This is a genomic window from Streptomyces sp. NBC_01197, from assembly GCF_036010505.1.
Lineage (GTDB): Bacteria > Actinomycetota > Actinomycetes > Streptomycetales > Streptomycetaceae > Streptomyces.
This window is the reverse complement of the sequence record NZ_CP108569.1, coordinates 843719-869716: the sequence shown is the minus strand read 5'-3', so window position 1 is coordinate 869716 and position 25998 is coordinate 843719. Positions and strand designations below refer to the sequence as shown.

Genomic DNA, 25998 nt, shown 5'->3' with positions numbered 1-25998 from the left:
GGGAGGAAGGGACGGCAGGAAAGCTGATGACGGGAGAGGTGGATGGCGCGGATGGCGGGAACGCGGGGCATTCGTTATCGCGGAGCCACCCCGGAGCTGGGGGTCCAGGTGAAGCGGGGCTCCCGCCGCTCCAGGAACGCCGCCACCCCCTCCGCCGGGTCGTCGGAGTCCCGCGCCGCCGCCCGCCAGTACGCGCCCCGGTCACCCCGCCCTGCGACGAACTCCTTGGCCGCCGTCTGCGTCAGCTGCGAGCGGGACACCAGCACCCGGCTGAACTCCGCCACCCGCTGGCCGAGCAGCCCCATGGGCAGCACCTCGTCCAGCAGGCCGGACCGCAGTGCGTGGTCAGTGCCGATCAACTCGGCTGAGAACAGCAGGTACTTGGCGGTCGCCGGGCCCACCAGGGAGGCCAGCCGCGCGGTGGAGGCCGCCGGATAGACGATCCCGAGCTTCGCCGGAGTCACCCCGAACAAGGCCCCTTCCTCAGCGAACCGCAGGTCGCACGCTGCCGCCAGCTGGCAGCCCCCGCCCACGCAGTACCCGCGCACGGCGGCGAGCGTCGGCTTGGGGAAGGCGGCCAGGGTCTCCTCGGCCCGGACCGCGAGCCGCTGGGGGTCCTCACCGGGGTCCCGGAGTGTCGATATGTCGGCGCCGGCGCAGAAGGTGTTCCCGGCTCCGGTCAGGACCAGGACGCGGACGGCGGGATCGTCTGCCAGCCGGTCGAGCAGCACCGGCAGGGCCCGCCACATGGCAGCCGTCATGGCATTGCGCTTGGCGGGGTTGCTGATCACGACGGTGGCGACCCCGTCGGCGACGGTGTGCTGCAGCTGCGGCTCCATGGGCCGGATGCTATCCGGCCCGGCCGGGCGGTGATCGGACGGACCGTGCCGACGGTCTTCGAGACCGGAAGACAGGAAACCAGAATCAAGAGACCGGAATCAGAAGACCAGAAGTTGTCACGCTTTTAACAGGGCCGGTCGCATTCCCTCGAATAGCGCCGATTGGTGCTGACTTCTGTTCAGCCGCTCGGTGCGGACCAGCTCATTCCCAACACTCAATGCGTGGTCACCATCGAGCGCGAGGGCGGGAGCCGGAATATGGAGAGCCGCGGGAGCAACAGCCCGCCCGACCCGGCGGTCGCCGGCTCCCTGCCCTACGAAGGCGTCTGGCGGTTCACCGCCCCGGCGGTCGACATCTCCGTACCGCAGGCCCGGCACGCCGTACGCGATCTTCTGTCGCGCCAGCAGGTCCCGGTCGGCGGCGACACCGTCCAGGGCCTGCTGCTGATCGTCTCCGAGCTCGTCACCAACGCCGTACGCCATGCCGCGCTGCTCTCCCCGGAGGTGGCCGTGGAGGTCGCCGTCGGGGCCTCCTGGATCCGGGTGTCGGTCGAGGACAACCACCCCTACCGTCCGAAGGCGCTGGACGCGGACCAGGGGCAGACCGGAGGGCGTGGTCTGATGCTCGTGCGTGAGGTCACCGCCGAGGCCGGCGGGACCTGCGGTGTCGAGCAGACGGCGAGCGGCGGCAAGGTCATCTGGTCCGCACTGCCGCTCGCCCCTGTCGTTACCAGCCCCCGTTCGGCCCCGTCAGCTCTCTGACGGCGGGGCGCGCGGCGTCGAGCACCGTCATGAACCACGAGGAGAACGGCGCGGAGGAGTGCCGCTCGCCCAGTTCGGCGGCGGTGACGAACGCCGTGTCGTCCACCTCGTCCGGGTCCGGCCGCAGTTCCGCCTGGGCGAGTCCGACGAACAGGTGATTGAACTCCTGCTCCACCAGGCCCGAGTCGGGGTCCGGGTGGTTGTAACGCACTGTGCCGGCCTCGGCGAGCAGTGCCGGGGAGATACCCAACTCCTCATAGGTGCGCCGGGCCGCCGCCGCGAAGGGGGATTCGCCGGGATAAGGATGCCCGCAACAGGTGTTGGACCACACGCCTGGGGAGTGGTACTTGCCCAGTGCCCGACGCTGGATCAGCAGTCGCCCCGCCCCGTCGAAGAGGAACACCGAGAAGGCCCGGTGCAGCTGACCGGGTGCCTGGTGGGCGGCGAGCTTCTCCGCCGTTCCGATGGTCCTGCCGCTCTCATCGACCAGTTCGAGCATGATCGCTTCTGCTGCGCCGTTCGACATAACCATCCTTCGCATCGGGCGTCACCGGCTCCTCAGTCTGCCGTACAAAAGCGGCTTGTCCGCACTTCGGAGCGCGGGACGTGTCGGTGCCCCCGCCACACTGCGTGGCAGAGCCACCGACCGGAATATCAGAATTCGGCGGCTGCCGGGAAACCGGCCCCGTGGCTCGGGTGCGGCGCATATGCTGCACAATCCGTATGCGTCGCCGTACGCGCGGTGGTCCACGTGCCTTCCGCCCGGGTGGGACTGAACACGCCGCCGCCGAGGGGGTGTTCGGTCAGCAGGACGAAGAAAGCCTCAGTGGCAGAGCTTCGCCTCGTGCTCCGCGTGGCCGCCCGGCTCCAGCTGGAAGGTGCAGTGCGCGACGTCGAAGTGGGCGCCTAGGCAGCCCTGCAGGTCGTGCAGCATCTTCTCGTGGCCGATCGCGTCCAGGGTGCCGGGGCTGACCACCACGTGCGCGGAGAGGACCGGCATCCCCGAAGTGATCGTCCACGCATGCAGATCATGGACGTCGGCCACCCCGGGAAGGCCCAGGATATGGGCCCGGACCTCGCCCATGTCGACGTTCTTCGGGGCCGCTTCCAGCAGTACGTCGAGCGTCTCGCGCAGCAGCTTGACCGTACGCGGAACGATCATGAGGCCGATGACGATCGAGGCCAGCGGGTCGGCCGCCTGCCAGCCGGTCGTCAGGATGAGGGTGGCCGAGATCAGCACGGCGACCGAGCCGAGCGCGTCGGCCATCACCTCCAGATAGGCGCCGCGGACATTGATGCTCTCCTGCTGTCCGCGGACGAGGACGGAGAGCGAGATCATGTTGGCGGCCAGCCCGATGAGGCCGAAAACGATCGTCAGGCCGCCCGCCGTCTCGGTCGGCGTGATGAAGCGCTGAATCGCCTCGTACAGGACATAACCGCCCACGCCCAGCAGTAGAAGGCAGTTGGCGAGCGCGGCCAGGATCTCCGCCCGCGCATAGCCGAAGGTCCGGTTCCCGCTGGCGGGGAGGTTGGCGAAGTGGATCGCCAGGAGTGCCATCGCCAGGCCGAGCGCGTCCGTCGCCATATGCGTCGCGTCCGCGAGCAGCGCCAGCGAGTCGGCCAGCAGGCCGCCGGCGATCTCCACCACCATCACGGTCAGCGTGATGCAGAGCGCGATGCGCAGGCGGACCCGGTGAGCGGCCCCGGCGGTCCCGGTCGGCGGCGGTCCGCCGTGCGCATGCCCGTGGTCGTGCCCAGCCCCCATGAGAGCGCCTCCCGATCGTGAGCGTGCCGGTCCGAGAGGTCAGCCAACTACGGGGCAGGGGTATCGGGCAACACGAGACCGAACACCATTGTCAGCTACTCTGACCTGCGGAAATAATGGCAGGTCAAGATGGGGCGCGAGATCATTTGCGGCGCGCGCCGGGGTGTCGCAGACACCAGCCATCCCAGGCCGACCCGACCATCTCGCGCACCCCGCGCGAGGCTTTCCAGCCGAGCTCCCTGGCGATCAGCTCGCCCGAAGCGACGGCCTTCGCCGCGTCGCCCGGGCGGCGCGGCTCGACCACGGGGGACGTCGGCAGCCCGGTGACCGAGGCGACGAGGTCGGCCAGTTCGCGTACCGATACGCCCGTACCCCGGCCGACATTGAGTGTGAGATCCCCCGCACCGCCGTCGGGAGACAGTTTGCGGGCCACGGCGACATGGGCGTCGGCGAGATCGGCGACATGGATGTAGTCACGGATACAGGTGCCGTCGGGTGTGGCGTAGTCGGCGCCGAAGATCCGCGGGTCCTCACCGCGGGTCAGCCGGTCGAAGAACATCGGGATGACGTTGTGGACCCCGATGTCGGCCAGCCCGGGCGCGGCCGCACCCGCCACGTTGAAGTAGCGCAGGCAGGCGGTGGACAGCCCGTGCGCCTTGCCCGCCGCCCGTACCAGCCACTCGCCGGCCAGCTTCGTCTCGCCGTACGGATTGATCGGCGCGCAGGGCGTCGACTCGGTGATCAGCTCCACATCGGGGACGCCGTAGACGGCGGCCGAAGACGAGAAGAGGAAGCGCCGCACCCCGGCAGCGACCACGGCCTCCAGCACCACGGTCAGGCCGTGCACATTGTCCCGGTAGTAGCTCAGCGGGTGCTCGACGGACTCCCCGACCTGCTTCTTGCCCGCGAGATGCACCACCCCCGTGACGTCGTGGCCGGCCAGGGTGGCGTCCAGGAGCCCGCGGTCGAGCACCGAGCCGCGCACCAGCTCGACTCCGGCCGGAAGGCGCTCGGCGAGCCCGCTCGACAGGTCGTCCAGCACGACCACCCGCTCGCCGTCCGCGACCATCGCCCGCGCCACATGCGCTCCGATGTACCCCGCCCCGCCTGTGATCAGCCACGTCATACCGGCCACCCTAAGACACCCCTGAGACACCCAGGCCCCGCCGCTTCCGGGCGGAGCGGGGACACGGTTTGTGGGGCGAGGCATGGATCGATCATGATGACCGCAGCAGGTGGCGCGGGGTCATGCCCGGTCGGATCGGGACGTAAACAGCCCGTGAACTCCTGCTTCAGTCCATCCGATAGCCTCTGCCGACATGCCGCCCGTCCCTGCCGGGAGCGGGCCGTCTCCGCGTGTGTCACGCCAGCTCCAAGGAGTGAGTTCGTCTGTCGACCGCCATCCTCGCCGGTGCGCCGGTACCCGGATCGTCGCTGGAGGGCGATCTGCGGTCGCTGGGCTTCGATGTACGCGTCGCAGCCGACGCGGCAGAGACCGCGAAGCTGCTCACCGCCGCACCCGCCGACGAGCGCGTGGCGGTCGTCGACACCCGTTTCGTCGGCCACCTCCACTCGCTCCGCCTCGGGCTGACCGATCCCCGCTTCGCGGCGGCCGCTGTCCCCGGTGCGCTCACCGTCCAGCCCGAGGCGCGCCCCGCGCTCAACCGCGTACTGGCCGGTGCGGAACCGCGTCCCGATGCCCTGGCCGCGGCGCTGGACGGCGCCGGGACCCCCGTACACCGCCCCGAACTGGGCACCTTGATCGCCTCGGTCCCGCAGGGCCCGCAGTCCCGCCACGAGGCCAGGGCCGCTGTCGCCGCCATCGATGACGAGGCCGTGCGGCTCCGTACGGCGGTGAAGTCCCGGGACGGCTTCTTCACGACGTACTGCATCAGCCCCTACTCGCGGTACATCGCGCGCTGGTGCGCCCGCCACGGGCTGACCCCGAACCAGGTCACCACCGCCTCGCTGATCACCGCGCTGATAGCGGCGGCCTGCGCGGCGACCGGCACCCGCGGCGGATACATCGCCGCCGGAGTGCTGCTGATCTGCTCCTTCGTGCTGGACTGCACGGACGGTCAGCTCGCCCGGTACTCGCTCCAGTACTCGACGCTCGGCGCCTGGCTGGACGCGACCTTCGACCGGGCCAAGGAGTACGCCTACTACGCGGGGCTCGCGCTGGGCGCGGCCCGCAACGGCGACGACGTCTGGGTGCTGGCCCTCGGCGCGATGGTCCTCCAGACCTGCCGCCACGTCGTGGACTTCTCCTTCAACGAGGCGAACCACGACGCGACGGGCAACACCAGTCCCACCGCCGCCCTCTCCGACAAGCTCGACAGCGTCGGCTGGACGGTCTGGGTGCGCCGCATGATCGTGCTCCCGATCGGTGAACGCTGGGCCATGATCGCTGTGCTCACCGCGGTGACCACCCCCCGGATCGTCTTCTACGCGCTGCTCGTCGGCTGCGCCCTGGCCGCCTGCTACACCACGGCCGGCCGGATCCTGCGCTCGCTGACCCGCCGGGCCACCCGTACCGACCGCGCCGCCCAGGCACTCGCCGATCTCGCTGACTCCGGCCCGCTCGCCCAGCTCTTCGCACGGTTCCTCAGGGGACCGCGCGGCGCCCTGCCGGTGATCGCGTTCGTGGGCGGCGCCCTCGTGGTGGCCGTGTCACTCTTCGCGCCGGTCGGCAGCTGGTGGCCCGCCGCGGGAGCCGCCCTGTACTGCGTACTCTCCGGAACGGCCGTCTCGCGACCGCTCAAGGGCGCCCTCGACTGGCTGGTGCCCCCGGTCTTCCGGGCCGCCGAATACGTCACCATCCTCGTGCTGGCGGCCCGCTCCGATGTCCACGAGGCGCTGCCCGCGGCCTTCGGCCTGGTCGGCGCCGTCGCCTACCATCACTACGACACGGTGTACCGCATCAAGGGCGGCACTGGCGCGCCGCCCCGGTGGCTCGTGCGTACGATCGGCGGTCACGAAGGCCGGACCCTGGTGGTCGCCGTACTCGCCGCCGTGCTGACGACACGGCACACCGCCGGTGGCGGTTTCGCCGTCGCGCTCACGGTGCTCGCCGTGGCCGTGGCGATCGTGGTGCTCGCGGAGAGCATCCGCTTCTGGGTGTCCTCCGGAGCACCCGCTGTACATGACGAAGGAGAACCCGCATGATCGGCCTCGTACTGGCGGCCGGCGCAGGCAGGCGTCTGCGCCCCTACACCGACACGCTGCCCAAGGCCCTCGTGCCCGTCGGCCCCGAGGGGGAGGGCGAGCCGACCACCGTTCTCGACATCGCGCTGAGCAACTTCGCCGAGGTCGGACTCACCGAGGTCGCGGTCGTCGTCGGCTACCGCAAGGAAGCGGTGTACGCCCGCCGTGCGGAGTTCGAGGCCAAGTACGGCGTCACGATCACGCTGATCGACAACGACAAGGCCGAGGAGTGGAACAACGCCTACTCCCTCTGGTGCGCCCGCGAAGTGCTCAAGCAGGGTGTGATCCTCGCCAACGGCGACACCGTGCACCCGGTCTCCGTCGAGAAGACGCTGCTCGCCGCGCGCGGTGACGGCCGGCGGATCGTCCTCGCCCTCGACACGGTGAAGCACCTCGCCGACGAGGAGATGAAGGTCATCACGGACGGCACCGACGCCGTGACCAGGATCACCAAGCTGATGGACCCCTCGACGGCCACCGGCGAGTACATCGGGGTCACCCTCATCGAGCCCGAGGCCGCCGAAGAGCTCGCGGACGCGCTCAAGGTCACCTTCGAGCGCGACCCCGACCTCTACTACGAGGACGGCTACCAGGAGCTGGTGAACCGCGGCTTCCGTATCGACGTGGCCCCGATAGGCGATGTCGCCTGGGTCGAGATCGACAACCACGACGACCTCGCGAAGGGCCGTGGCATCGCGTGCCAGTACTGACGAGGCTCATCCCGTCCCCGGTCGTCGTCGACATCAGCAGCGGCGCCCTCGACGACCTGGCGGGCCTCCTCGCCGACCAGCGGATCTCGGCCTCGGGCAAGCTCGCCCTCGCCGTCAGTGACGGATCGGGCCGGGCGCTGCGCGAGCGGCTCGCACCGGTACTGCCCGGCGCCGACTGGTACTCGGTCGCCGACGGCACCATCGACTCCGCAGTGCGGCTGGCCGACGGGATCAAGGGCAAGCGGTACGACGCGGTGGTCGGTCTCGGCGGCGGCAAGATCATCGACGTGACGAAGTACGCGGCGGCCCGGGTGGGCCTTCCGATGGTCGCCGTCGCGACGAACCTCTCGCACGACGGCATCTGCTCGCCGGTGTCGACCCTCGACAACGACAACGGACGCGGCTCGTACGGGGTCCCGACCCCCATCGCGATCGTCGTCGACCTCGATGTGATCCGCGAGGCACCGCCCCGCTTCATCCGCTCCGGCGTCGGCGACGCCATCTCCAACATCTCGGCCATCGCCGACTGGGAGCTGTCCCACAAGGTGAACGGCGAAGCGGTCGACGGGCTGGCGGCGGCCATGGCCCGCACCGCGGGCGAGGCGGTCCTGCGCCACCCCGGCGGGGTCGGCGACGACGAGTTCCTGATGGTGCTCGCCGAGGGGCTCGTCCTCTCCGGCATCGCGATCTCGATCAGTGGCGACACCAGGCCCTCGTCCGGCGCCTGCCACGAGATCTGCCACGCCTTCGACCTGCTCTTCCCCCGGCGGGCCGGCAGCCACGGCGAACAGGTCGGTCTCGGCGCCGCCTTCGCGATGCACCTGCGCGGGGCGGCCGACGAGTCCGCGCTCTTCGCGGACGTCCTGCGCCGGCACGGCCTGCCGGTACTGCCCGGCGAACTCGGCTTCAGCGTGGACGAGTTCGTCCAGGCCGTCCAGTACGCCCCGCAGACCCGCCCCGGGCGCTTCACCATCCTGGAACACCTCAACCTGTCCGCAGACCAGATCAAGGACGCTTACGCCGACTATGCAAAAGCCATCGGTAGCTGAACTCCGACCGGTCGTTCATCCTCCGGGCGTCAAGGACCGGCGGAGCGGCGAGCACTGGGGCGGCCGGCTCTACATGCGCGAGGTATCGCTGCGCGTGGACCGGCACCTGGTGAACACGCGGATCACGCCCAACCAGCTGACCTACGTGATGACCGTCGCCGCGGCCCTCGCCGCTCCGGCGCTCCTGGTGCCGGGTGTCTGGGGCGCCGTGCTCGGCGTGGTGATGGTCCAGCTCTACCTGCTCATCGACTGCGTCGACGGCGAGGTCGCCCGCTGGAAGAAGCAGTACTCGATGGTCGGGGTCTATGTGGACCGGGTCGCCGCCTATGTGTGCGACGCCGCGGTCCTGGTCGGCTTCGGTCTGCGCGCGGCGGACCTCTGGGGCTCCGGGCGGATCGACTGGCTCTGGGCCTTCCTCGGCACCCTCGCCGCCCTCGGCGCCGTCATGATCAAGTCCGAGACCGACCTCGTCGGCGTCGCCCGTCACCAGCAGGGGCTGCCGCCGGTCAAGGAGACGGCTTCCGAGCCGCGCTCCTCCGGCATGGCGCTGGCCCGCAGGGCGGCCGGGGCGCTCAAGTTCCACCGGCTCGTCCTCGGGATCGAGGCGTCGCTGCTGATCCTGGTGCTTGCGATCGTCGACCAGATCAGGGGTGACCTGTTCTTCTCCCGGCTCGGCGTGGCCGTGCTGGCCGGAATCGCGCTCCTGCAGAGCCTGCTCCACCTCGTGTCCATCCTCGCTTCGAGCAGGCTCAAGTGACGGCCCCCGGCGCGGGCGGCTCCGCGAAGGTCGGCGCGGTCATCATCACGATGGGCAACCGCCCCGACGAGCTGCGCGCACTGCTGGACTCCGTGGCCAAGCAGGACGGCGACCCGGTCCAGACGGTCGTCGTCGGCAACGGCGCACCCGTGCCGGACGTCCCCGAGGGCGTACGGACCGTCGAGCTGCCCGAGAACCTGGGCATCCCCGGCGGCCGCAACGTCGGCATCGAGGCCTTCGGCCCGGCCGGCACCGACGTGGACATCCTGCTCTTCCTCGACGACGACGGGCTGCTGCCCAACACCGACACGGCCGAGCTGTGCCGCCAGGCCTTCGCGGCCGACCCGGAGCTGGGCATCATCAGCTTCCGGATCGCCGACCCCGACACCGGGGTCACCGCGCGCCGCCACGTCCCCCGGCTGCGAGCCTCCGACCCCATGCACTCCTCGCGGGTCACGACCTTCCTCGGCGGGGCCAACGCCGTACGGTCCAAGGTCATCGCCGAGGCAGGACCGCTCCCCGGCGAGTTCTTCTACGCACACGAGGAGACCGACCTGGCGTGGCGGGCCCTCGACGCCGGCTGGATGATCGACTACCGGTCCGACATGGTGCTGCACCACCCCACCACGGCCCCGTCCCGGCACGCGGTCTACCACCGCATGGTGGCCCGCAACCGCGTCTGGCTGGCCCGCCGGAATCTGCCCGCACCGCTGGTGCCGGTCTACCTGGGGGTGTGGATGCTGCTCACGCTGGTCCGCCGCCCCTCCGGAGCCGCGCTCAAGGCCTGGTTCGGCGGGTTCAAGGAGGGCTGGACCACTCCCTGCGGACCACGCCGACCGATGAAATGGCGTACGGTCTGGCGGCTGACCCGACTGGGCCGGCCTCCGGTGATCTGAGAAGCTCGACTGATTCTGAGAGCATCGGACGTACTCCGGGACCCGGCATCCGAGCCCGGTCCCGATCCGGCAGCGCATCTTGAACACGAAAGTTTCAACTTGTGAGTGACACAACCCATGACGGAGCAGTCGCGCTGAGCGACCGCCCGTCTCCCGACGACGGTCTGTCCTCGGCCGAGCTGGCCGGGAAGTACGGCCTGTCGGTGAGCGGTGCCCGGCCTGGACTCATGGAGTACGTCCGCCAGATCTGGGGACGGCGCCACTTCATCCTGGCCTTCTCATCCGCGAAACTGTCGGCCCAGTACAGCCAGGCCAAGCTGGGCCAGGTCTGGCAGGTGGCGACCCCGCTGCTCAACGCTGCGGTTTACTACTTCATCTTCGGCCTGCTCCTCAACACCAGGCGGGGGCTGCCGCACGACGTCTTCATCCCGTTCCTGGTGACCGGGGTCTTCGTCTTCACCTTCACGCAGAGCTCGGTGATGGCCGGTGTCCGGGCGATCTCGGGGAACCTCGGGCTGGTGAGGGCGCTGCACTTCCCGCGGGCCTCGCTGCCCGTCTCGTTCGCGCTCCAGCAGCTCCAGCAGCTGCTCTACTCGATGATCGTGCTGATCGTGGTCGCCGTCTGCTTCCACAGCTATCCCTCGCTGTCCTGGCTCCTGGTCATCCCCATCCTCGCGATGCAGTTCGTGTTCAACACGGGCCTGGCCCTGATCATGGCCAGGCTCGGCAGCAAGACGCCCGACCTCGCGCAGCTGATGCCGTTCATCATGCGTACCTGGATGTACACGTCGGGCGTGATGTTCTCCATCACGGTCATGCTCAAGGGCAAGCCGCCGTGGATCGCGCATGTGCTGCAGTGGAATCCGGCCACCGTCTACATGGACCTGGTCCGGTTCGCCCTGATCGACGGTTACGGCGCCAAGAACCTGCCTCCGCACGTCTGGGCGGCGGCAGCGGCCTGGGCGGTTCTGCTGGGCGTCGTGGGCTTCGTGTTCTTCTGGAAGGCTGAGGAGCGGTACGGCCGTGGCTGAGGAAACCAATCAGGGGTACATCCCCACGGTCATCGCGGACAACGTGCACATCGTGTACCGCGTCAACGCCGGCGGCGGCGGCAAGGGCGCGGCCACCGCCGCGCTCAGCCGCATCGTGGGCAAGGACAGGAGCGCCGCGCGCGGTGTCCGCAAGGTGCACGCCGTACGCGGGGTGACCTTCACGGCCTACCGCGGCGAGGCCATCGGCCTCATCGGCTCCAACGGCTCCGGCAAGTCCACCCTGCTGCGGGCCATCGCGGGACTGCTGCCGACGGAGAGCGGCAAGGTCTACACCGACGGCCAGCCGTCGCTGCTGGGTGTCAACGCGGCTCTGATGAACGACCTGACCGGCGAGCGCAACGTCATCCTCGGCGGTCTGGCCATGGGCATGTCGCGCGAGGAGATCCGCGAGCGGTACCAGGGGATCGTCGACTTCTCCGGCATCAACGAGAAGGGCGACTTCATCACCCTGCCGATGCGGACGTACTCGTCGGGCATGGCGGCGAGGCTCCGGTTCTCCATCGCGGCCGCCAAGAACCACGACGTCCTCATGATCGACGAGGCGCTGGCCACCGGTGACCGCAAGTTCCAGATCCGTTCGGAAGAGCGCATCCGCGAACTGCGCAAGGAGGCCGGCACGGTCTTCCTCGTCAGCCACAGCAACAAGTCGATCAGGGACACCTGCGACCGCGTCCTGTGGCTGGAGAAGGGCGAACTGCTGATGGACGGCCCGACCGAGGAGGTCGTCAAGGCGTACGAGAAGGAGACCGGCAAGTAGCCGCCCAGGTCGACGGCCCTTCCCGCCTTCCCACAGCGCAGCAGAGGCCCCCGCCGGAACCTCCGGCGGGGGCCTCTGCCCGGTGGTCACACCCGCCGGGCCCAACATCCCGACACGCCGTGTCGAGCAGGGTGTTCAGGCCAATGACGGACCGTCGTCCACAGGTCCGGGCGAGTCAAGTGATCGTCAAGTACTGTGCCTGCGGGGAAGGTTGCGGAGGATTGGAGTGTTCTTGTGATGCACACTGCACCCCGCTGACGTGCCAGTCGTTGTACAACGTAAGCTGTACCGGTGCTGATTCACGGCAAGCGGGGCCATCACCCCGCGTCGCCAGCCCGGCGTCGCCTTGCCTGACGGTCTGCGCGGCGTGTCCGAAATGGGTTGTATTGAGTCAGCAGTGTAGAACGGGAGATGTGACGGCAATGGCAACGGACGTGTCCCAGCTCCGCGATGGTTCCGCCGTTCCCGCGCCTGGCAGTATGCGGTGACGGGCGTCCGGGACGCGGGCACCGACAGCCATGCGCGCACCACACTCGACAAGGCGTCCGGGGAGAACTTCGCGGTCGCGCCGTTCTTCCTGCCGCGCGCGTGGCGCGACGACCTGATGGCGGTCTACGGCTACGCCCGGCTCGTCGACGACATCGGCGACGGGGACCTCGCGTCCCCCGCGACCGAGGCCCGGCTGCTGGGGCTCGACCCCGCGCGCGCCGACGACCGCCTCGCGATGCTCGACGCGTTCGAGGCCGACCTCCACCGTGTTTTCGGCGGATCCGCCGGACCGGCCGAGCAGCCGCGCCACCCCATCCTGCGCACACTCCGGCCGACCGTCCGCCGGTGCGCCCTGACCCCCGAGCCGTTCCTCGGGCTGATCGCGGCCAACCGCCAGGACCAGACGGTCCGGCGCTACGAGACCTACGAGGACCTCGTCGCGTACTGCGAGCTCTCGGCCAACCCCGTCGGCCGTCTCGTCCTGCAGATCACGGACACGGCGAGCCCCGAACGCATCCGGCGGTCCGACGCGATCTGCACGGCGCTGCAGATCGCCGAGCACCTCCAGGACGTCGCCGAGGACCTCGGCCGCGACCGCATCTACCTTCCCGCCCAGGACATGAAGGAGTTCCACGTCCAGGAGGCGGATCTGGCGGTCCCGAGCGCGGGCGCATCGGTGCGCGCGCTCATCGCCTACGAAGCCGAACGCGCCCGGGGTCTGCTGAATGAAGGCGCCCCGCTGGTGGGTAGCGTCCATGGCAGGCTCAAGCTGCTGCTCGCCGGGTTCGTGGCAGGTGGAAGCGCCGCTCTCCAGGCGGTCTCCGCCGCCGGATTCGACGTGCTTCCCGGACCGCCGAAAGCCACCAAGTTCGGCCTGTTGCGCGAAACGGGAGCCGTCTTGCGAGGAACGCGTAGAGAGGGGTGAGCCGGACCGTGGAGGGACAAACGCCGGTTTCGGGGCCCGTGGTGGCCGCGTACACGTACTGCGAGGCCGTCACGGGACAGCAGGCGCGTAATTTCGCGTACGGCATCAGGCTGCTGCCCGCCGACAAGCGGCAGGCCATGTCCGCGCTGTACGCCTTCTCGCGACGCGTGGACGACATCGGCGACGGGGAGCTGGCACCCGACGTCAAGCGGGAGCGGCTGGAGTCGACGCGCGAACTCCTCGGACGGATCCGCGAAGGAGCCGTGGAGGAGGACGACACGGACCCGGTCGCGGTGGCGCTGACCGACGCGGCACGCCGGTTCCCGATCCCGCTCGGCGGGCTCGACGAACTCATCGACGGCGTACTGATGGACGTACGCGGCGAGACCTATGAGACCTGGGACGACCTGGAGGTCTACTGCCGTTGCGTCGCGGGCGCCATCGGCCGGCTCTCGCTCGGAATCTTCGGCAACGCCGCGAGTGCGGCCGCCGCCGACCGGGCGTCCCAGTACGCCGACACGCTCGGCCTCGCGCTCCAGCTCACCAACATCCTCCGGGACGTCCGGGAGGACGCGGGCAACGGCCGCACCTATCTGCCCGCCGATGACCTCGCCAAGTTCGGCTGCTCGGACGGCTTCCACAGCGCGACACCGCCCGCGGGATCCGACTTCGCCGGTCTTGTGCACTTCGAGGTGCGCCGCGCCCGCACCCTGTTCGCCGAGGGCTACCGGCTGCTGCCCTTCCTCGACCGCCGCAGCGGGGCGTGCGTCGCCGCGATGGCAGGCATCTACCGGCGCCTCCTTGACCGCATCGAGCGCGACCCCGAGGCGGTCCTGCGCGGCCGTGTCTCGCTGCCGGGCCGGGAGAAGGCGTACGTCGCGGTCCGCGGTCTCTCCGGTCTCGACACCCGGAACATCACACGGCAGAGCGCCCGGAGGCGCGCCTGATGCCCCTCGACAGACCCGCTCCGCCACGGTCCGCCGAGCGGCACTCAACCTCCGGGGAAGATCACGCGTCCCTGACTTCGACAATCTGCCGTCCTCACGCGGACGGCCGGTCCTGGAAGGGGGGCGTATGACAGCCGACGCGGCACGGCCGACGCGCGCGGTCGTGGTCGGCGGAGGGCTGGCCGGCATCACCGCCGCACTCGAACTCGCCGAAGCGGGCGTACGCGTGACCCTGCTCGAAGGCCGGCCCCGGCTGGGCGGTCTCGCCTTCTCGTTCCAGCGCGGCGAGCTGACCGTGGACAACGGCCAGCATGTGTACCTGCGCTGCTGCACCGCGTACCGCTGGTTCCTCGACCGGGTCGGCGGAACCGCCCTCGCGCCCCTGCAGGACCGGCTCGACGTACCCGTGCTCGACATCGCGCCGGCGAACGGCCCGCGCCTCGGCCGGCTGCGCCGCAGCGGACTGCCGGTGCCGCTGCACCTCGCCCGGAGCCTCGCGACGTACCCCCATCTCTCGCTCGCCGAGCGGGCGAGCGTCGGCCGCGCCGCGCTGGCGCTCAAGGGGCTCGACCTCACCGATCCCGCCCTGGACGACACGGACTTCGCGAGCTGGCTGCGCGCGCAAGGGCAGTCCGACCGCACCATTGAGGCCCTCTGGGACCTGGTGGGTGTCGCGACGCTCAACGCGACCGCGCCGCACGCCTCGCTCGGTCTCGCCGCGATGGTCTTCAAGACCGGGCTGCTCTCCGAAGCCGGCGCGGCCGACATCGGCTGGGCCCAGGTGCCGCTCGGCGACCTGCACGACACGCTCGCCCGCAAGGCCCTCGACGCGGCCGGTGTGCGTACCGAACTGCGCGCCAAGGTCGCCGGAGCCCTCCGGGCCGCGGACGGCAGCTGGCGGGTGGAGACGGACGGCGAGACGCTGGAGGCCGACGCCGTGGTGCTCGCCGTACCGCAGCGCGAGGCCCATGCGCTGCTCCCCGAAGGAGCGCTCGACGCACCGGACAGGCTCCTGGAGATCGGCACGTCACCGATCCTCAACGTCCATGTCGTGTACGACCGCAAGGTGCTCCGCAGGCCCTTCTTCGCCGCGCTCGGCACCCCGGTCCAGTGGGTCTTCGACCGTACGGACTCCTCGGGACTGCAGGGCGGCGGCCAGTACCTCGCGGTGTCCCAGTCCGCCGCCGACGACGACATCGACCAGCCCGTCTCCGTTCTCAGGGAGCGCTACCTCCCGGAGCTGGAGCGCCTGCTGCCCGCGGCGCGCGGGGCCGGTGTACGGGACTTCTTCGTCACCCGTGAGCGGACCGCGACCTTCGCGCCCGCCCCCGGCGTCGGACGGCTGCGCCCCGGTGCCCGCACTCGCATCCCCGGCCTGTGCCTGGCCGGGGCGTGGACCGCCACTGGCTGGCCCGCGACCATGGAGGGCGCGGTGCGCAGCGGTCTCAGCGCCGCCGGTGCCGTGCTCACCACGCTCGGCCGTACCCACGACCATCCGCTTCAGGAGGCGGCATGAGCACTGTTACTGGAACAAGAGGAGAGCCTGTGACCCCGGCCGCAGACACCGTCGATATTGTCGCGCTCCTGGAGCGCGGACGGACCCTGTCCTCACCGGTGCTGCGCGCTGCCATTGACCGGCTCGCACCGCCCATGGACACGGTCGCCGCCTACCATTTCGGCTGGATCGACGCCCAGGGGCGCCCTGCCGACGGGGACGGCGGCAAGGCCGTACGTCCAGCGCTCGCACTGCTGTCGGCGGAGGCGGCCGGCGCCGCGGCCGAGGCCGGGATCCCCGGCGCCGTCGCGGTGGAACTCGTGCACAACTTCTCGCTGCTGCACGACGACCTGATGGACGGTGACGAACAGCGCCGCCACCGGGACACCGTCTGGAAGGTGCACGGCCCCGCCCAGGCGATCCTCGTCGGCGACGCGCTCTTCGCGCTCGCGAACGAGATCCTGCTGGAGCTCGGCACCGTCGAGGCCGGCCGCGCCACGCGCCGGCTGACCACCGCCACCAGGAAACTGATCGATGGTCAGGCCCAGGACATCTCCTACGAGCACCGCGAACGGGTCACCGTCGAGGAGTGCCTGGAGATGGAGGGCAACAAGACGGGCGCCCTGCTCGCCTGCGCCGTCTCCATCGGCGCGGTGCTCGGCGGCGCCGACGACCGCACGGCCGACACGCTGGAGGCGTACGGCTACCACCTCGGCCTGGCGTTCCAGGCCGTCGATGACCTGCTCGGCATCTGGGGCGACCCGGAGGCCACCGGGAAACAGACCTGGAGCGATCTGCGCCAGCGCAAGAAGTCCCTGCCCGTCGTCGCGGCACTCGCGGCCGGCGGACCGGCGTCCGAACGGCTGGGCGAACTGCTCGCGGCCGACGCCAAGAGCAGTGACTTCGACACCTTCTCCGAGGAGGAGTTCGCCGCACGGGCGGCTCTGATCGAGGAGGCCGGTGGCCGGGAGTGGACCTCACAGGAGGCCCGCAGGCAGCACGCGATCGCGATCGACGCGCTCACCGGGGTCGACATGCCGGAAAGGGTGCGGGCGCAGCTCATCGCGCTCGCCGACTTCGTCGTAGTACGGAAGAGATGATCACCATCGCCACATAATTCGCGTCGCCGGCCGGTGTCCCCGGGACACCGGCCGACGGAGACCCCAGCACAGCAGAGGAAGCACTGCACGAAGGGGAAGCCATGACAGCGACGACCGACGGAAGCCCCGGAGCCATGGAGCCCCGCGCAGCCTCGGCAACCGGAACAGCTGAAACGACTGCAACAACTGAAATTGCCGAAACTACCGAAACGATTCTTGCCGGTCATCCGGTACATGACGCGGCCGAGCGGGCCGCAGAGCGCTCGGTCGCATACCTGCTTGAAGCCCAGGACGCCCAGGGCTGGTGGAAGGGCGACCTGGAAACAAACGTGACCATGGACGCCGAGGACCTGCTGTTGCGGCAGTTCCTGGGAATCCAGGACGAGCGCACCACGAAGGCCGCCGGACAGTTCATCCGGGGCGAGCAGCGCGCGGACGGCACCTGGGCCACGTTCTTCGAGGGCCCCGGCGAACTGTCCACCACCATCGAGGCGTACGTGGCGCTGCGGCTCGCCGGGGACGAGCCCGACGCCCCGCACATGGCGCTGGCGTCCGCCTTCATCCGCGCCAACGGAGGCGTGGCCGCGAGCAGGGTGTTCACCAGGATCTGGCTCGCTCTCTTCGGCTGGTGGAAATGGGACGACCTCCCCGAGCTACCACCTGAGATGATTTTCCTGCCCAAGTGGTTCCCGCTGAACATCTACGATTTCGGCTGCTGGGCCCGGCAGACCATCGTGCCGCTCACTGTCGTCTCCGCGAAGCGCCCGGTCCGCCCGGCCCCCTTCCCGCTCGACGAGCTGCACACCGACCCGGCCGACCCGAATCCGGCCAAGCGGCCCGCCCCGCTGGTCAGTTGGGACGGGGCATTCCAGCACCTCGACAAGGCGCTGCACATCTACCACAAGGTAGCCCCGCGAAGACTCCGCAAGGTGGCCATGAACGCGGCGGCCCGGTGGATCATCGAGCGGCAGGAGAACGACGGCTGCTGGGGCGGCATCCAGCCGCCCGCCGTGTACTCGGTCATCGCGCTCCATCTGCTCGGCTACGACATCGACCACCCCGTGCTGCGGGCGGGCCTGGAGTCGCTGGACCGGTTCGCCATCTGGCGCGAGGACGGCGCCCGCATGATCGAGGCCTGCCAGTCCCCGGTGTGGGACACCTGTCTGGCCACGATCGCGCTGGCCGACGCGGGCCTGAGCCCCGACCACCCGGCGCTCGTCAGGGCCGCCGAGTGGATGCTTGACGAGGAGATCGACCGGCCCGGTGACTGGGCGGTGCGCCGCCCCGGACTCGCCCCCGGTGGCTGGGCGTTCGAGTTCCACAACGACAACTACCCGGACATCGACGACACCGCCGAGGTCGCCCTCGCACTGCGCCGGGTCCGGCTGCCGGATCCGGCGCGACTGGAGGGGGCCATCGCACGCGGTGTGCGCTGGAACCTCGGTATGCAGTCCAAGGACGGCGGCTGGGGCGCCTTCGACGCCGACAACACCAGCCCGTTCCCCAACCGGCTGCCGTTCTGCGACTTCGGTGAGGTCATCGACCCGCCGTCGGCCGATGTCACCGGCCATGTCGTGGAGATGCTCGCCGTCGAGGGCAAGGCCCACGACCCGCGCACCCGGCGCGGCATCGAGTGGCTGCTCGCCGAACAGGAGGCGACCGGCGCCTGGTTCGGGCGCTGGGGCGTCAACTACATCTACGGCACCGGGTCGGTGGTCCCGGCCCTCACCGCGGCCGGGCTGCCCGCCTCCCATCCGGCGATCCGCCGTGCGGTCTCCTGGCTGGAGTCCGTACAGAACGAGGACGGCGGCTGGGGCGAGGACCTGCGCTCGTACAAGGACGAGGAGTGGATCGGGCACGGCGCTTCGACGCCCTCCCAGACCGCCTGGGCGCTGCTCGCGCTGCTCGCGGCGGGGGAGCGGGAGAACAAGGCCGTGGAGCGGGGTGTCACCTGGCTCACCGAGACGCAGCGCCAGGACGGCGCCTGGGACGAGCCGTACTTCACCGGTACCGGCTTCCCCTGGGACTTCTCGATCAACTACAACCTCTACCGGCAGGTCTTCCCGCTGACCGCGCTGGGACGGTACGTCCACGGTGAGCCCTTCGCCGGAACCCGGCAGGGGAGCTGATGGCAGAGGCTCAGGGCAGCGCCCCGCTGCTGATCGCGTGTGCGCTGGGCATCGAGCGGTTCGCCCTGCGCACGGGCGGCCGCCGCGGCGGTGCGCCGGGCCCGGTGACCGTACTCCGTACGGGCATGGGGCCCGAGGCGGCCGCGTACGCCGTCACCCGCACACTCGGCGAGCTCCCCTCGCGGGAGACCGCCGTACTCGCGTCCGGCTTCTGCGCCGGTCTCGCACCCGGAATGCATCCGGGTGACGTGATCGTCGCCGATGAGACCAGGGACAGCAGGGGCGCCACCGCCTGCGTGGGCACCGAGGTGCTCGCGAAGGCGCTCGCCGCCGCCCTGCCCGGGCGTACTGTGCACACCGGTCCGCTGACCGGGTCAGACCATGTTGTACGCGGCCACGAAAGGGCCGAGCTGCGTGCCACAGGGGCGATCGCCGTGGACATGGAATCCGCGGCGACGCTCTGGAGTGCCGTACGGACCGGGCCCCGCCCGGTTGCGGCCGTACGAGTGGTCGTGGACGCTCCAGAACATGAACTCGTCCGTATTGGGACGGTGCGCGGTGGAATATCGGCCTTCCGCGTACTCCGTGCCGTCCTTCCAGCTTTCTATGAATGGCACCGTTCTTTGCTGCTCCCCAGGAGGTGAGCTAGATGGCCATGCCGCTCCGTCAGACCATCAGGGTCGGGACGTATCTCTTCGAACAGAAGCTCCGCAAGCGTGAGAAGTTCCCGTTGATCGTCGAGCTGGAGCCGCTCTTCGCGTGCAACCTCGCATGTGAGGGCTGCGGGAAGATCCAGCACCCGGCGGGAGTGCTCAAGCAGCGCATGCCGGTGGCGCAGGCAGTGGGGGCCGTCCTTGAATCGGGTGCTCCGATGGTTTCCATCGCGGGTGGTGAGCCCCTCATGCACCCGCAGATCCATGAAATCGTGCGCCAGCTGGTGGCGAAGAAGAAATATGTCTTCCTCTGCACCAACGCGATGCTGATGCGCAAGAAGATGGACAAGTTCACGCCGTCGCCCTACTTCGCTTTCACCGTGCACATCGACGGGCTGCGCGAGCGGCACGACGAGTCGGTGGCGAAGGAGGGGGTGTTCGACGAGGCCGTGGAGGCCATCAAGGAGGCCAAGCGGCGCGGCTTCCGCGTCACGACCAACTCCACGTTCTTCAACACGGACACTCCCCAGAACATCATCGAGGTGCTCAACTACCTCAATGACGATCTGGAGGTGGACGAGATGATGATCTCGCCCGCCTATGCCTACGAGAAGGCCCCGGACCAGGAGCACTTCCTGGGGGTCGAGCAGACCCGGGAGCTCTTCAAGAAGTCCTTCGCCGGCGGGAACAGGAGCCGCTGGCGTCTGAACCACTCGCCGCTCTTCCTGGACTTCCTGGAAGGCAAGGTGGACTTCCCCTGCACCGCGTGGGCCATCCCCAACTACTCGCTCTTCGGCTGGCAGCGTCCCTGCTATCTGATGAACGACGGGTATGTCCCCACGTACAAGGAGCTGGTCGAGAAGACCGACTGGGACAAGTACGGCCGGGGCAAGGACGACCGCTGCGCCAACTGCATGGCGCACTGCGGTTACGAACCGACTGCCGTACTCGCCACGATGGGCTCCCTCAAGGAGACCATCCGCGCCGCCCGCGAGACGGTTTCAGGAAACCGCGGGTGACGTGACGGTCGGAGGAGAGCCTGCCGCACCCGGGCTCCCCGAGCCGCCGGCCCGACCTGTCCAGGTCGGGCCGGCGGCCGTAGGCCCTGTCCGGCCGATCCTCGTGGGCCCGCGACGAGCCTGGTGCGGCGCCTCCCGGCGTTGGCGCAGATCGCCCCAGTACGTCCAGTACGGGGCGATCCTCCGCCTTGCGAGGCACCGCAACAGACGCCGCGGCCTGGTCCGCGAAGATCGGCCGGACAGGACCTTGGGCGCGTACGCGCCGGTCCCGGTGCTGTCGATGACCCGGGCATAGGTCCGGCACCGACCGGCACCGGATGTGTGAGCTGAACGAAATCCGAGAGGGGGCCCGAGCGTGTCGATCTTGGAGAATATCCGGGGACCGCACGACCTGAAGGCGCTCGCCGAGGCGGAACTCGGTGAACTGGCCGTTGAAATAAGGGAGTTCCTGATCCAGGCGGTGGCCAGGACAGGGGGACACCTGGGGCCGAACCTGGGGGTGGTCGAACTCGCCATCGCACTGCACCGGGTCTTCGACTCACCCGCCGACCGCATCCTGTGGGACACGGGCCACCAGAGCTATGTGCACAAGCTGCTCACCGGCCGGCAGGATTTCTCCAAACTGCGCAGCAAGGGCGGCCTCTCCGGCTACCCCTCCCGCGAGGAGTCCGACCACGACGTCATCGAGAACTCGCACGCCTCCACGGTGCTGGGCTGGGCCGACGGCCTCGCCAAGGCCAACGAGGTGCTCGGCAGGACCGGTCATGTGATCGCCGTGACCGGCGACGGCGCGCTCACCGGCGGCATGGCCTGGGAGGCGCTCAACAACATCGCGGCCGCCAGGGACCGCCCGCTGATCATCGTCGTGAACGACAACGGCCGCTCGTACGGCCCGACGACAGGCGGCCTCGCCAACCACTTCGCCACCCTCCGCACGACCGACGGCTACGAGCGGGCTCTCGCCTGGGGCAAGGACGTACTCCGGTCGACACCCGTCGTGGGACAGCCGCTGTACGAGTCGCTGCACGGCGCGAAGAAGGGGTTCAAGGACGCCTTCGCGCCGCAGGGCATGTTCGAGGACCTGGGGCTCAAGTACGTCGGCCCGGTCGACGGGCACGACCTGGCGGCCGTGCAGTCGGCACTCAACCGGGCCAAGCGCTTCCACGGGCCGGTGCTCGTGCACTGCCTCACCGAGAAGGGGCGCGGTTACCGGCCTGCGCTGGAGGACGAGGCGGACCGCTTCCACACCATCAGCGGCATGGACCCGCTGACCTGCGCGCCGCTCGCCCCGCCCGGCGGGCCCTCCTGGACCTCGGTGTTCGGCGCGGAGATCGCCGCGATCGGCGCCGAGCGGCCCGATGTCGTCGCCATCACGGCGGCGATGCTGCACCCGGTCGGCCTCACCGAGTTCGCCGAGCGCTTCCCCGACCGCGTCTGGGACGTCGGGATCGCCGAACAGCACGCGGCCGTCTCGGCCGCCGGACTCGCCACCGGCGGTCTGCACCCGGTGGTCGCCGTGTACGCGACCTTCCTCAACCGGGCACTCGACCAGCTCCTGATGGACGTGGCCCTGCACCGGTGCGGGGTGACGTTCGTCCTCGACCGGGCCGGGGTCACCGGCGTCGACGGGCCCTCGCACAACGGCATGTGGGACATGTCCGTCCTGCAGGCCGTACCGGGACTGCGGATAGCCGCGCCCCGGGACGCCGACCAGCTCCGCGCCCAGTTGCGGGAGGCGGTCGACGTGGACGACGCGCCGACCGTACTGCGCTTCCCCAAGGAGTCGGTGGGCGAGCCGCTCCCGGCGGTCGGCCGAATCGGCGGTATGGACGTACTGCACCGGGCCGACCGCCCCCAGGTGCTGCTGGTCGCCGTCGGGGTGCTCGCCCCGGTCTGCCTCGGGGCGGCAGAGCTGCTCGAAGGCCACGGAATCGGCTGCACGGTCGTCGACCCGCGCTGGGTCAAACCCGTGGACGCCGAGCTCCCCGGGCTCGCCGCCGGACACCGGCTGGTCGCGGTCGCCGAGGACAACAGCCGCAGCGGCGGCGTGGGTTCGGCGGTCGGCCAGGCGCTGCGGGACGCCGGGGTCGACGTACCGCTGCGGATCTTCGGAATCCCCGAGCAGTTCCTCCCGCACGCCAAACGTGCCGAAGTGCTGGCCGACATCGGGCTCACGCCCGTCGAGATCGCAGGACGGATCAGCGCCGCCCTGAAAGCCAAGGAGAAGACGGAATGACGGAAGGCGCACCCAAGGGTTTCGACCTGACGACCCTGCTGGCCGAGCGAGGTGCCGAGCGTTACGAGCTGCACACCCGGTACCTCAACCACCAGCTGCCGAGAATGCTGCACACCATCGGCTTCGACAACGTCTATGAGCGCGCCGAGGGCGCCCACTTCTGGGACGCTGACGGCAACGACTACCTCGACATGCTCGCGGGCTTCGGGGTGATGGGGCTCGGCCGGCACCATCCGGTCGTCCGCAAGGCGCTGCACGACGTCCTGGACGCCTCGCTCGCCGACCTGACCCGCTTCGACTGCCAGCCGCTGCCCGGCCTGCTCGCCGAGAAGCTGCTGGTTCACTCACCGCACCTGGACCGGGTGTTCTTCGGCAACAGCGGTACGGAAGCCGTCGAGACGGCGCTGAAGTTCGCCAGGTACGCCACCGGGAAGCCCAGGATCCTGTACTGCTCGCACGCCTTCCACGGGCTGACGACCGGCTCGCTCTCGGTCAACGGCGAGGACGGCTTCCGGGACGGATTCGCGCCGCTGCTGCCCGACACGGCCATCACCATGGGCGACCTGGCCGCGCTGGAACGCGAGTTGAGGCGCGGGGACGTGGCGGGCTTCGTGGTCGAGCCCATCCAGGGCAAGGGGGTCCTGGAGTCCCCGCCCGGCTTCCTGCGGGCGGCCCAGGAGCTGCTGCACCGGCACAAGGCGCTGCTGATCGCCGACGAGGTGCAGACGGGACTCGGGCGGACCGGCGACTTCTACGCCTACCAGCACGAGGAGGGCGTCGAACCGGACCTGGTCTGCGTGGCCAAGTCGCTCTCCGGCGGGTACGTACCGGTGAGCGCGACACTGGGCAAGGACTGGATCTTCAAGAAGGTCTACTCGTCCATGGACCGGGTGCTGGTCCACTCGGCGAGCTTCGGCTCCAACGCCCAGGCGATGGCCGCCGGGCTCGCCGTGCTCTCGGTGATGGAGGACGAGGAGACCGTCGCCCACGCCCGGGCGACCGGCGAGCTGCTGAAGTCACGGCTGGCCGCGCTGATTCCCCGGTACGAGTTGCTGCACGACGTACGCGGCCGGGGGCTGATGATCGGCATCGAGTTCGGCCGCCCCACATCGCTGAAGCTCCGCAGCCGGTGGACCATGCTCCAGGCGGCCCGCAAGGGGCTCTTCGCGCAGATGGTCGTCGTGCCGCTGCTCCAGAAGCACCGCATCCTCACCCAGGTCTCCGGGGACCATCTGGAAGTGATCAAGCTGATCCCGCCGCTGGTCATCGGTGAGGCGGAGGTGGACCGCTTCGTCGGGGCCTTCACCGCTGTCATGGACGACGCGCACGGTGGTGGCGGACTCATGTGGGACTTCGGGCGGACGCTGGTGAAGCAGGCGGTCGCCAACCGCTGAGAGTCCGGACCGGGCCGCCGAAGGACAGGCGGGATTTTGCCTCAGAGGCAAGAAATTTGCCTCTGAGGCATTCTGCTGTCCCAATGGGGTGTATGAGCACCCCAGCGGAGGATCTTCCCGATGTCGCCCCCCGCCTGCGCGAACTGCGCCGGCGCGGACGGCTCACGCTGGAGGCCGCGGCCCGCAGGGCGGGTCTCTCCCCGGCGCACCTCTCCCGGCTGGAGACCGGAGCACGCCAGCCGTCGCTGCCCATGCTGCTCTCGCTGGCCCGTATCTACGGTACGTCGGTCTCCGAGTTGCTCGGCGAGGTGCCCCCCGAGCGGGACCCCGTCATCCGGGGCGACCGCCTCGGCTCCGTCGAGGCCGACGGCTGGACGTACCACACGGCGGGCTCCCCGGGCCGGGCGATGCAGGCCCTGCGGGTGGAGGTGCCGTACGGGGCGCAGGGCGAGCTGGTCCGGGTCCATCCCGGCGAGGAGTGGATCTACGTCCTCAGCGGGAAGCTGCGGCTGACCCTGGGCGACGCGGCGCACGACCTCGACCCCGGGGACAGCGCCCACTTCGACTCGCTCACCCCGCACCGGATCGCCGCGGCGACCCGGAGCGGGACCGAACTGCTCTTCATGCACACCCTGCTGCAGAGCCCCGACCTGCACTGAACCCCAGCTGCTGAACCCCCAGCTGCACTGAATCCCAACTGCGCAGAATCCCAACTGCGCAGAGTCCCAACTGCGCAGAGTCCCAACTGTGCTGAATCCTGGCCTGTGTTGAGGCCGGTCCCGTATTCAGCTCGGTCCCGTACGCGATCCGTTCGAAGAGAGGCCCGGCCATGCCAGAAACCAACCCGGTGAAGGCGAACGAGGAGAAGAAGTTCCCCCGCGGACTCGTCATCCGGCTTGTCGCCTACCTGGTGGCGGGCCACCTCTTCGCCGGTTTCGTCTATCTGCTGTTCACGCTCGGCGGCCGGCAGTAGCTCAGGCGTCGTCGAGCAGCCGGGCGCGCAGTTTCTCGCGCGTCTCCGGGGAGAGCTTCAGACCCTCGGTGAGATAGCGCTCGGTGGTTCCCCACGTCTCGTCGATGGTCGCGAAGGCCGTCTCCAGATATTCGGCGCGGGCCTCGAAGAGCGGGCTCAGCAGCTGCATCACCTCGGTGGAGTGCGCGTCGGCCGACTCGTCGCTGCGCTTGACCAGGTAGCGCCGCCGGGGATCGTTCGACTTGAGGTAGTCCGCCTCGACGGCGTCGCGCTCGACGCCCACCGCGAGCAGCGTCACCGCTATCGAGAGTCCCGCCCGGTCCTTGCCCGCCGCGCAGTGCATCAGGGCAGGCACGCTGTCCTCGGCGAGAGCGTGCAGCACCCGGCTGTGCTCGGCGGTCTTGGTGGTGATGATCGAGCGGTACGAGGCGGACATCCGGCCCGCGGCCCGGGCGTCGGAGAGGACCCGCCGCAGCTGGTCCAGGTCGCCGTCGCGGACCATGCGCCAGAACTCGGAACCGTCCGCCGGGTCAGTCAGCGGGATATTGACATTACGGACGCCCGCCAGCTCGACGTCGTGCCCGTCCAGAGCCACGTCGGCCGCGTTACGGAAGTCGAAGATCGTGTGGAGCCCGAGCGACGACAGGAAGACGGCGTCCTCCGTGGTGGCGTGCGCGAGGTGGCCGCTGCGGAACAGCCTGCCCCGGCGCACCCGCCGTCCGTCCACGGTCGGCAGTCCGCCCACGTCACGGAAGTTGCGCACCCCGGCAAGATCGGGTTCTGCCGACGGGACCTGCGGAATATGCTGCGTCACGGGGCTCCTCGGTGTCCGGCCGGCGTGGCTGGT

At 69.9% G+C, this 25998-nt stretch carries 24 protein-coding genes; 19 read left to right on the top strand and 5 right to left on the bottom strand.

Annotated features, from left to right (window positions below):
* Positions 1-74: 74 nt before the first annotated feature.
* A complete protein-coding gene (locus OG452_RS03915) occupies positions 75-839 on the bottom strand; it encodes an enoyl-CoA hydratase/isomerase family protein (RefSeq protein ID WP_327294195.1) in 765 nt (254 codons plus the stop codon).
* 258 nt (positions 840-1097) lie between these two features.
* Here OG452_RS03915 and OG452_RS03910 point away from each other — a divergent pair, with 258 nt between their 5' ends.
* The gene (locus OG452_RS03910) at positions 1098-1601 is read left to right on the top strand and encodes an ATP-binding protein (protein ID WP_327299502.1); all 504 of its coding nucleotides are present in this window, start codon (positions 1098-1100) and stop codon (positions 1599-1601) included.
* Here OG452_RS03910 and idi read toward each other — a convergent pair.
* The 3 genes from idi to galE form a co-directional block, all read right to left on the bottom strand.
* The gene (gene idi / locus OG452_RS03905) at positions 1567-2142 is read right to left on the bottom strand and encodes an isopentenyl-diphosphate Delta-isomerase (protein WP_327294194.1); all 576 of its coding nucleotides are present in this window, start codon (positions 2140-2142) and stop codon (positions 1567-1569) included. The genes OG452_RS03910 and idi overlap by 35 nt on opposite strands.
* Before the next feature lie 282 nt (positions 2143-2424).
* Positions 2425-3366 (bottom strand): cation diffusion facilitator family transporter, encoded by a 942-nt coding sequence (locus OG452_RS03900; protein ID WP_327294193.1) that lies wholly within the window; start codon positions 3364-3366, stop codon positions 2425-2427.
* A 142-nt stretch (positions 3367-3508) separates the two neighbouring features.
* Positions 3509-4492 (bottom strand): UDP-glucose 4-epimerase GalE, encoded by a 984-nt coding sequence (gene galE / locus OG452_RS03895; RefSeq protein WP_327294192.1) that lies wholly within the window; start codon positions 4490-4492, stop codon positions 3509-3511.
* Between the two features lie 263 nt (positions 4493-4755).
* On the opposite strand from galE, the gene OG452_RS03890 reads away from it, so the two are divergent.
* From OG452_RS03890 to OG452_RS03805, 18 genes are all read left to right on the top strand, one after another.
* Entirely contained in the window at positions 4756-6531 is a 1776-nt protein-coding gene (locus OG452_RS03890; protein ID WP_327299501.1) for a DUF5941 domain-containing protein, read from the top strand.
* Positions 6528-7280, top strand: coding sequence for a phosphocholine cytidylyltransferase family protein (locus OG452_RS03885; RefSeq protein WP_327294191.1), 753 nt, complete (start codon positions 6528-6530; stop codon positions 7278-7280). The genes OG452_RS03890 and OG452_RS03885 overlap by 4 nt, the downstream gene beginning before the upstream one ends.
* Complete coding sequence (locus tag OG452_RS03880; protein ID WP_327294190.1) at positions 7268-8329, top strand: iron-containing alcohol dehydrogenase family protein; 1062 nt, start codon at positions 7268-7270, stop codon at positions 8327-8329. The genes OG452_RS03885 and OG452_RS03880 overlap by 13 nt, the downstream gene beginning before the upstream one ends.
* Complete coding sequence (locus tag OG452_RS03875) at positions 8307-9086, top strand: CDP-alcohol phosphatidyltransferase family protein (protein ID WP_327294189.1); 780 nt, start codon at positions 8307-8309, stop codon at positions 9084-9086. The genes OG452_RS03880 and OG452_RS03875 overlap by 23 nt, the downstream gene beginning before the upstream one ends.
* 50 nt (positions 9087-9136) lie before the next feature.
* Positions 9137-9982: a glycosyltransferase family 2 protein gene (locus OG452_RS03870; RefSeq protein ID WP_327299500.1), complete on the top strand. Its 846-nt coding sequence runs from the start codon at positions 9137-9139 to the stop codon at positions 9980-9982.
* 101 nt (positions 9983-10083) lie between these two features.
* The gene (locus OG452_RS03865) at positions 10084-11013 is read left to right on the top strand and encodes an ABC transporter permease (protein WP_327294188.1); all 930 of its coding nucleotides are present in this window, start codon (positions 10084-10086) and stop codon (positions 11011-11013) included.
* A complete protein-coding gene (locus OG452_RS03860) occupies positions 11006-11791 on the top strand; it encodes an ABC transporter ATP-binding protein (protein ID WP_327294187.1) in 786 nt (261 codons plus the stop codon). The genes OG452_RS03865 and OG452_RS03860 overlap by 8 nt, the downstream gene beginning before the upstream one ends.
* 484 nt (positions 11792-12275) lie before the next feature.
* Entirely contained in the window at positions 12276-13205 is a 930-nt protein-coding gene (gene hpnC, locus OG452_RS03855) for a squalene synthase HpnC (protein WP_327294186.1), read from the top strand.
* Positions 13202-14152 carry a presqualene diphosphate synthase HpnD gene (gene hpnD / locus OG452_RS03850; protein WP_405564381.1) on the top strand — a complete coding sequence of 317 codons (951 nt, stop codon included), beginning with the start codon at positions 13202-13204 and terminating at the stop codon, positions 14150-14152. The genes hpnC and hpnD overlap by 4 nt, the downstream gene beginning before the upstream one ends.
* A 127-nt stretch (positions 14153-14279) precedes the next feature.
* Positions 14280-15668: a hydroxysqualene dehydroxylase HpnE gene (hpnE, locus tag OG452_RS03845; RefSeq protein ID WP_327294184.1), complete on the top strand. Its 1389-nt coding sequence runs from the start codon at positions 14280-14282 to the stop codon at positions 15666-15668.
* Positions 15665-16747: a polyprenyl synthetase family protein gene (locus OG452_RS03840; protein ID WP_327294183.1), complete on the top strand. Its 1083-nt coding sequence runs from the start codon at positions 15665-15667 to the stop codon at positions 16745-16747. The genes hpnE and OG452_RS03840 overlap by 4 nt, the downstream gene beginning before the upstream one ends.
* A 101-nt stretch (positions 16748-16848) precedes the next feature.
* Complete coding sequence (gene shc / locus OG452_RS03835) at positions 16849-18876, top strand: squalene--hopene cyclase (RefSeq protein ID WP_327294182.1); 2028 nt, start codon at positions 16849-16851, stop codon at positions 18874-18876.
* Positions 18876-19520, top strand: coding sequence for a phosphorylase family protein (locus tag OG452_RS03830; protein ID WP_327294181.1), 645 nt, complete (start codon positions 18876-18878; stop codon positions 19518-19520). The genes shc and OG452_RS03830 overlap by 1 nt, the downstream gene beginning before the upstream one ends.
* 5 nt (positions 19521-19525) lie before the next feature.
* The gene (hpnH, locus tag OG452_RS03825; protein WP_327294180.1) at positions 19526-20548 is read left to right on the top strand and encodes an adenosyl-hopene transferase HpnH; all 1023 of its coding nucleotides are present in this window, start codon (positions 19526-19528) and stop codon (positions 20546-20548) included.
* A 355-nt stretch (positions 20549-20903) separates the two neighbouring features.
* A complete protein-coding gene (gene dxs, locus OG452_RS03820) occupies positions 20904-22784 on the top strand; it encodes a 1-deoxy-D-xylulose-5-phosphate synthase (protein ID WP_327294179.1) in 1881 nt (626 codons plus the stop codon).
* Complete coding sequence (locus OG452_RS03815) at positions 22781-24178, top strand: aspartate aminotransferase family protein (protein ID WP_327294178.1); 1398 nt, start codon at positions 22781-22783, stop codon at positions 24176-24178. The genes dxs and OG452_RS03815 overlap by 4 nt, the downstream gene beginning before the upstream one ends.
* A 92-nt stretch (positions 24179-24270) precedes the next feature.
* Positions 24271-24837, top strand: coding sequence for a helix-turn-helix domain-containing protein (locus tag OG452_RS03810; RefSeq protein ID WP_327294177.1), 567 nt, complete (start codon positions 24271-24273; stop codon positions 24835-24837).
* Between the two features lie 170 nt (positions 24838-25007).
* The gene (locus tag OG452_RS03805; RefSeq protein WP_327294176.1) at positions 25008-25151 is read left to right on the top strand and encodes a DUF6126 family protein; all 144 of its coding nucleotides are present in this window, start codon (positions 25008-25010) and stop codon (positions 25149-25151) included.
* Position 25152: 1 nt separating this feature from the next.
* Here OG452_RS03805 and OG452_RS03800 read toward each other — a convergent pair whose 3' ends face one another.
* Entirely contained in the window at positions 25153-25965 is an 813-nt protein-coding gene (locus OG452_RS03800) for a tyrosine-protein phosphatase (protein WP_327294175.1), read from the bottom strand.
* Positions 25966-25998 lie beyond the last annotated feature (33 nt).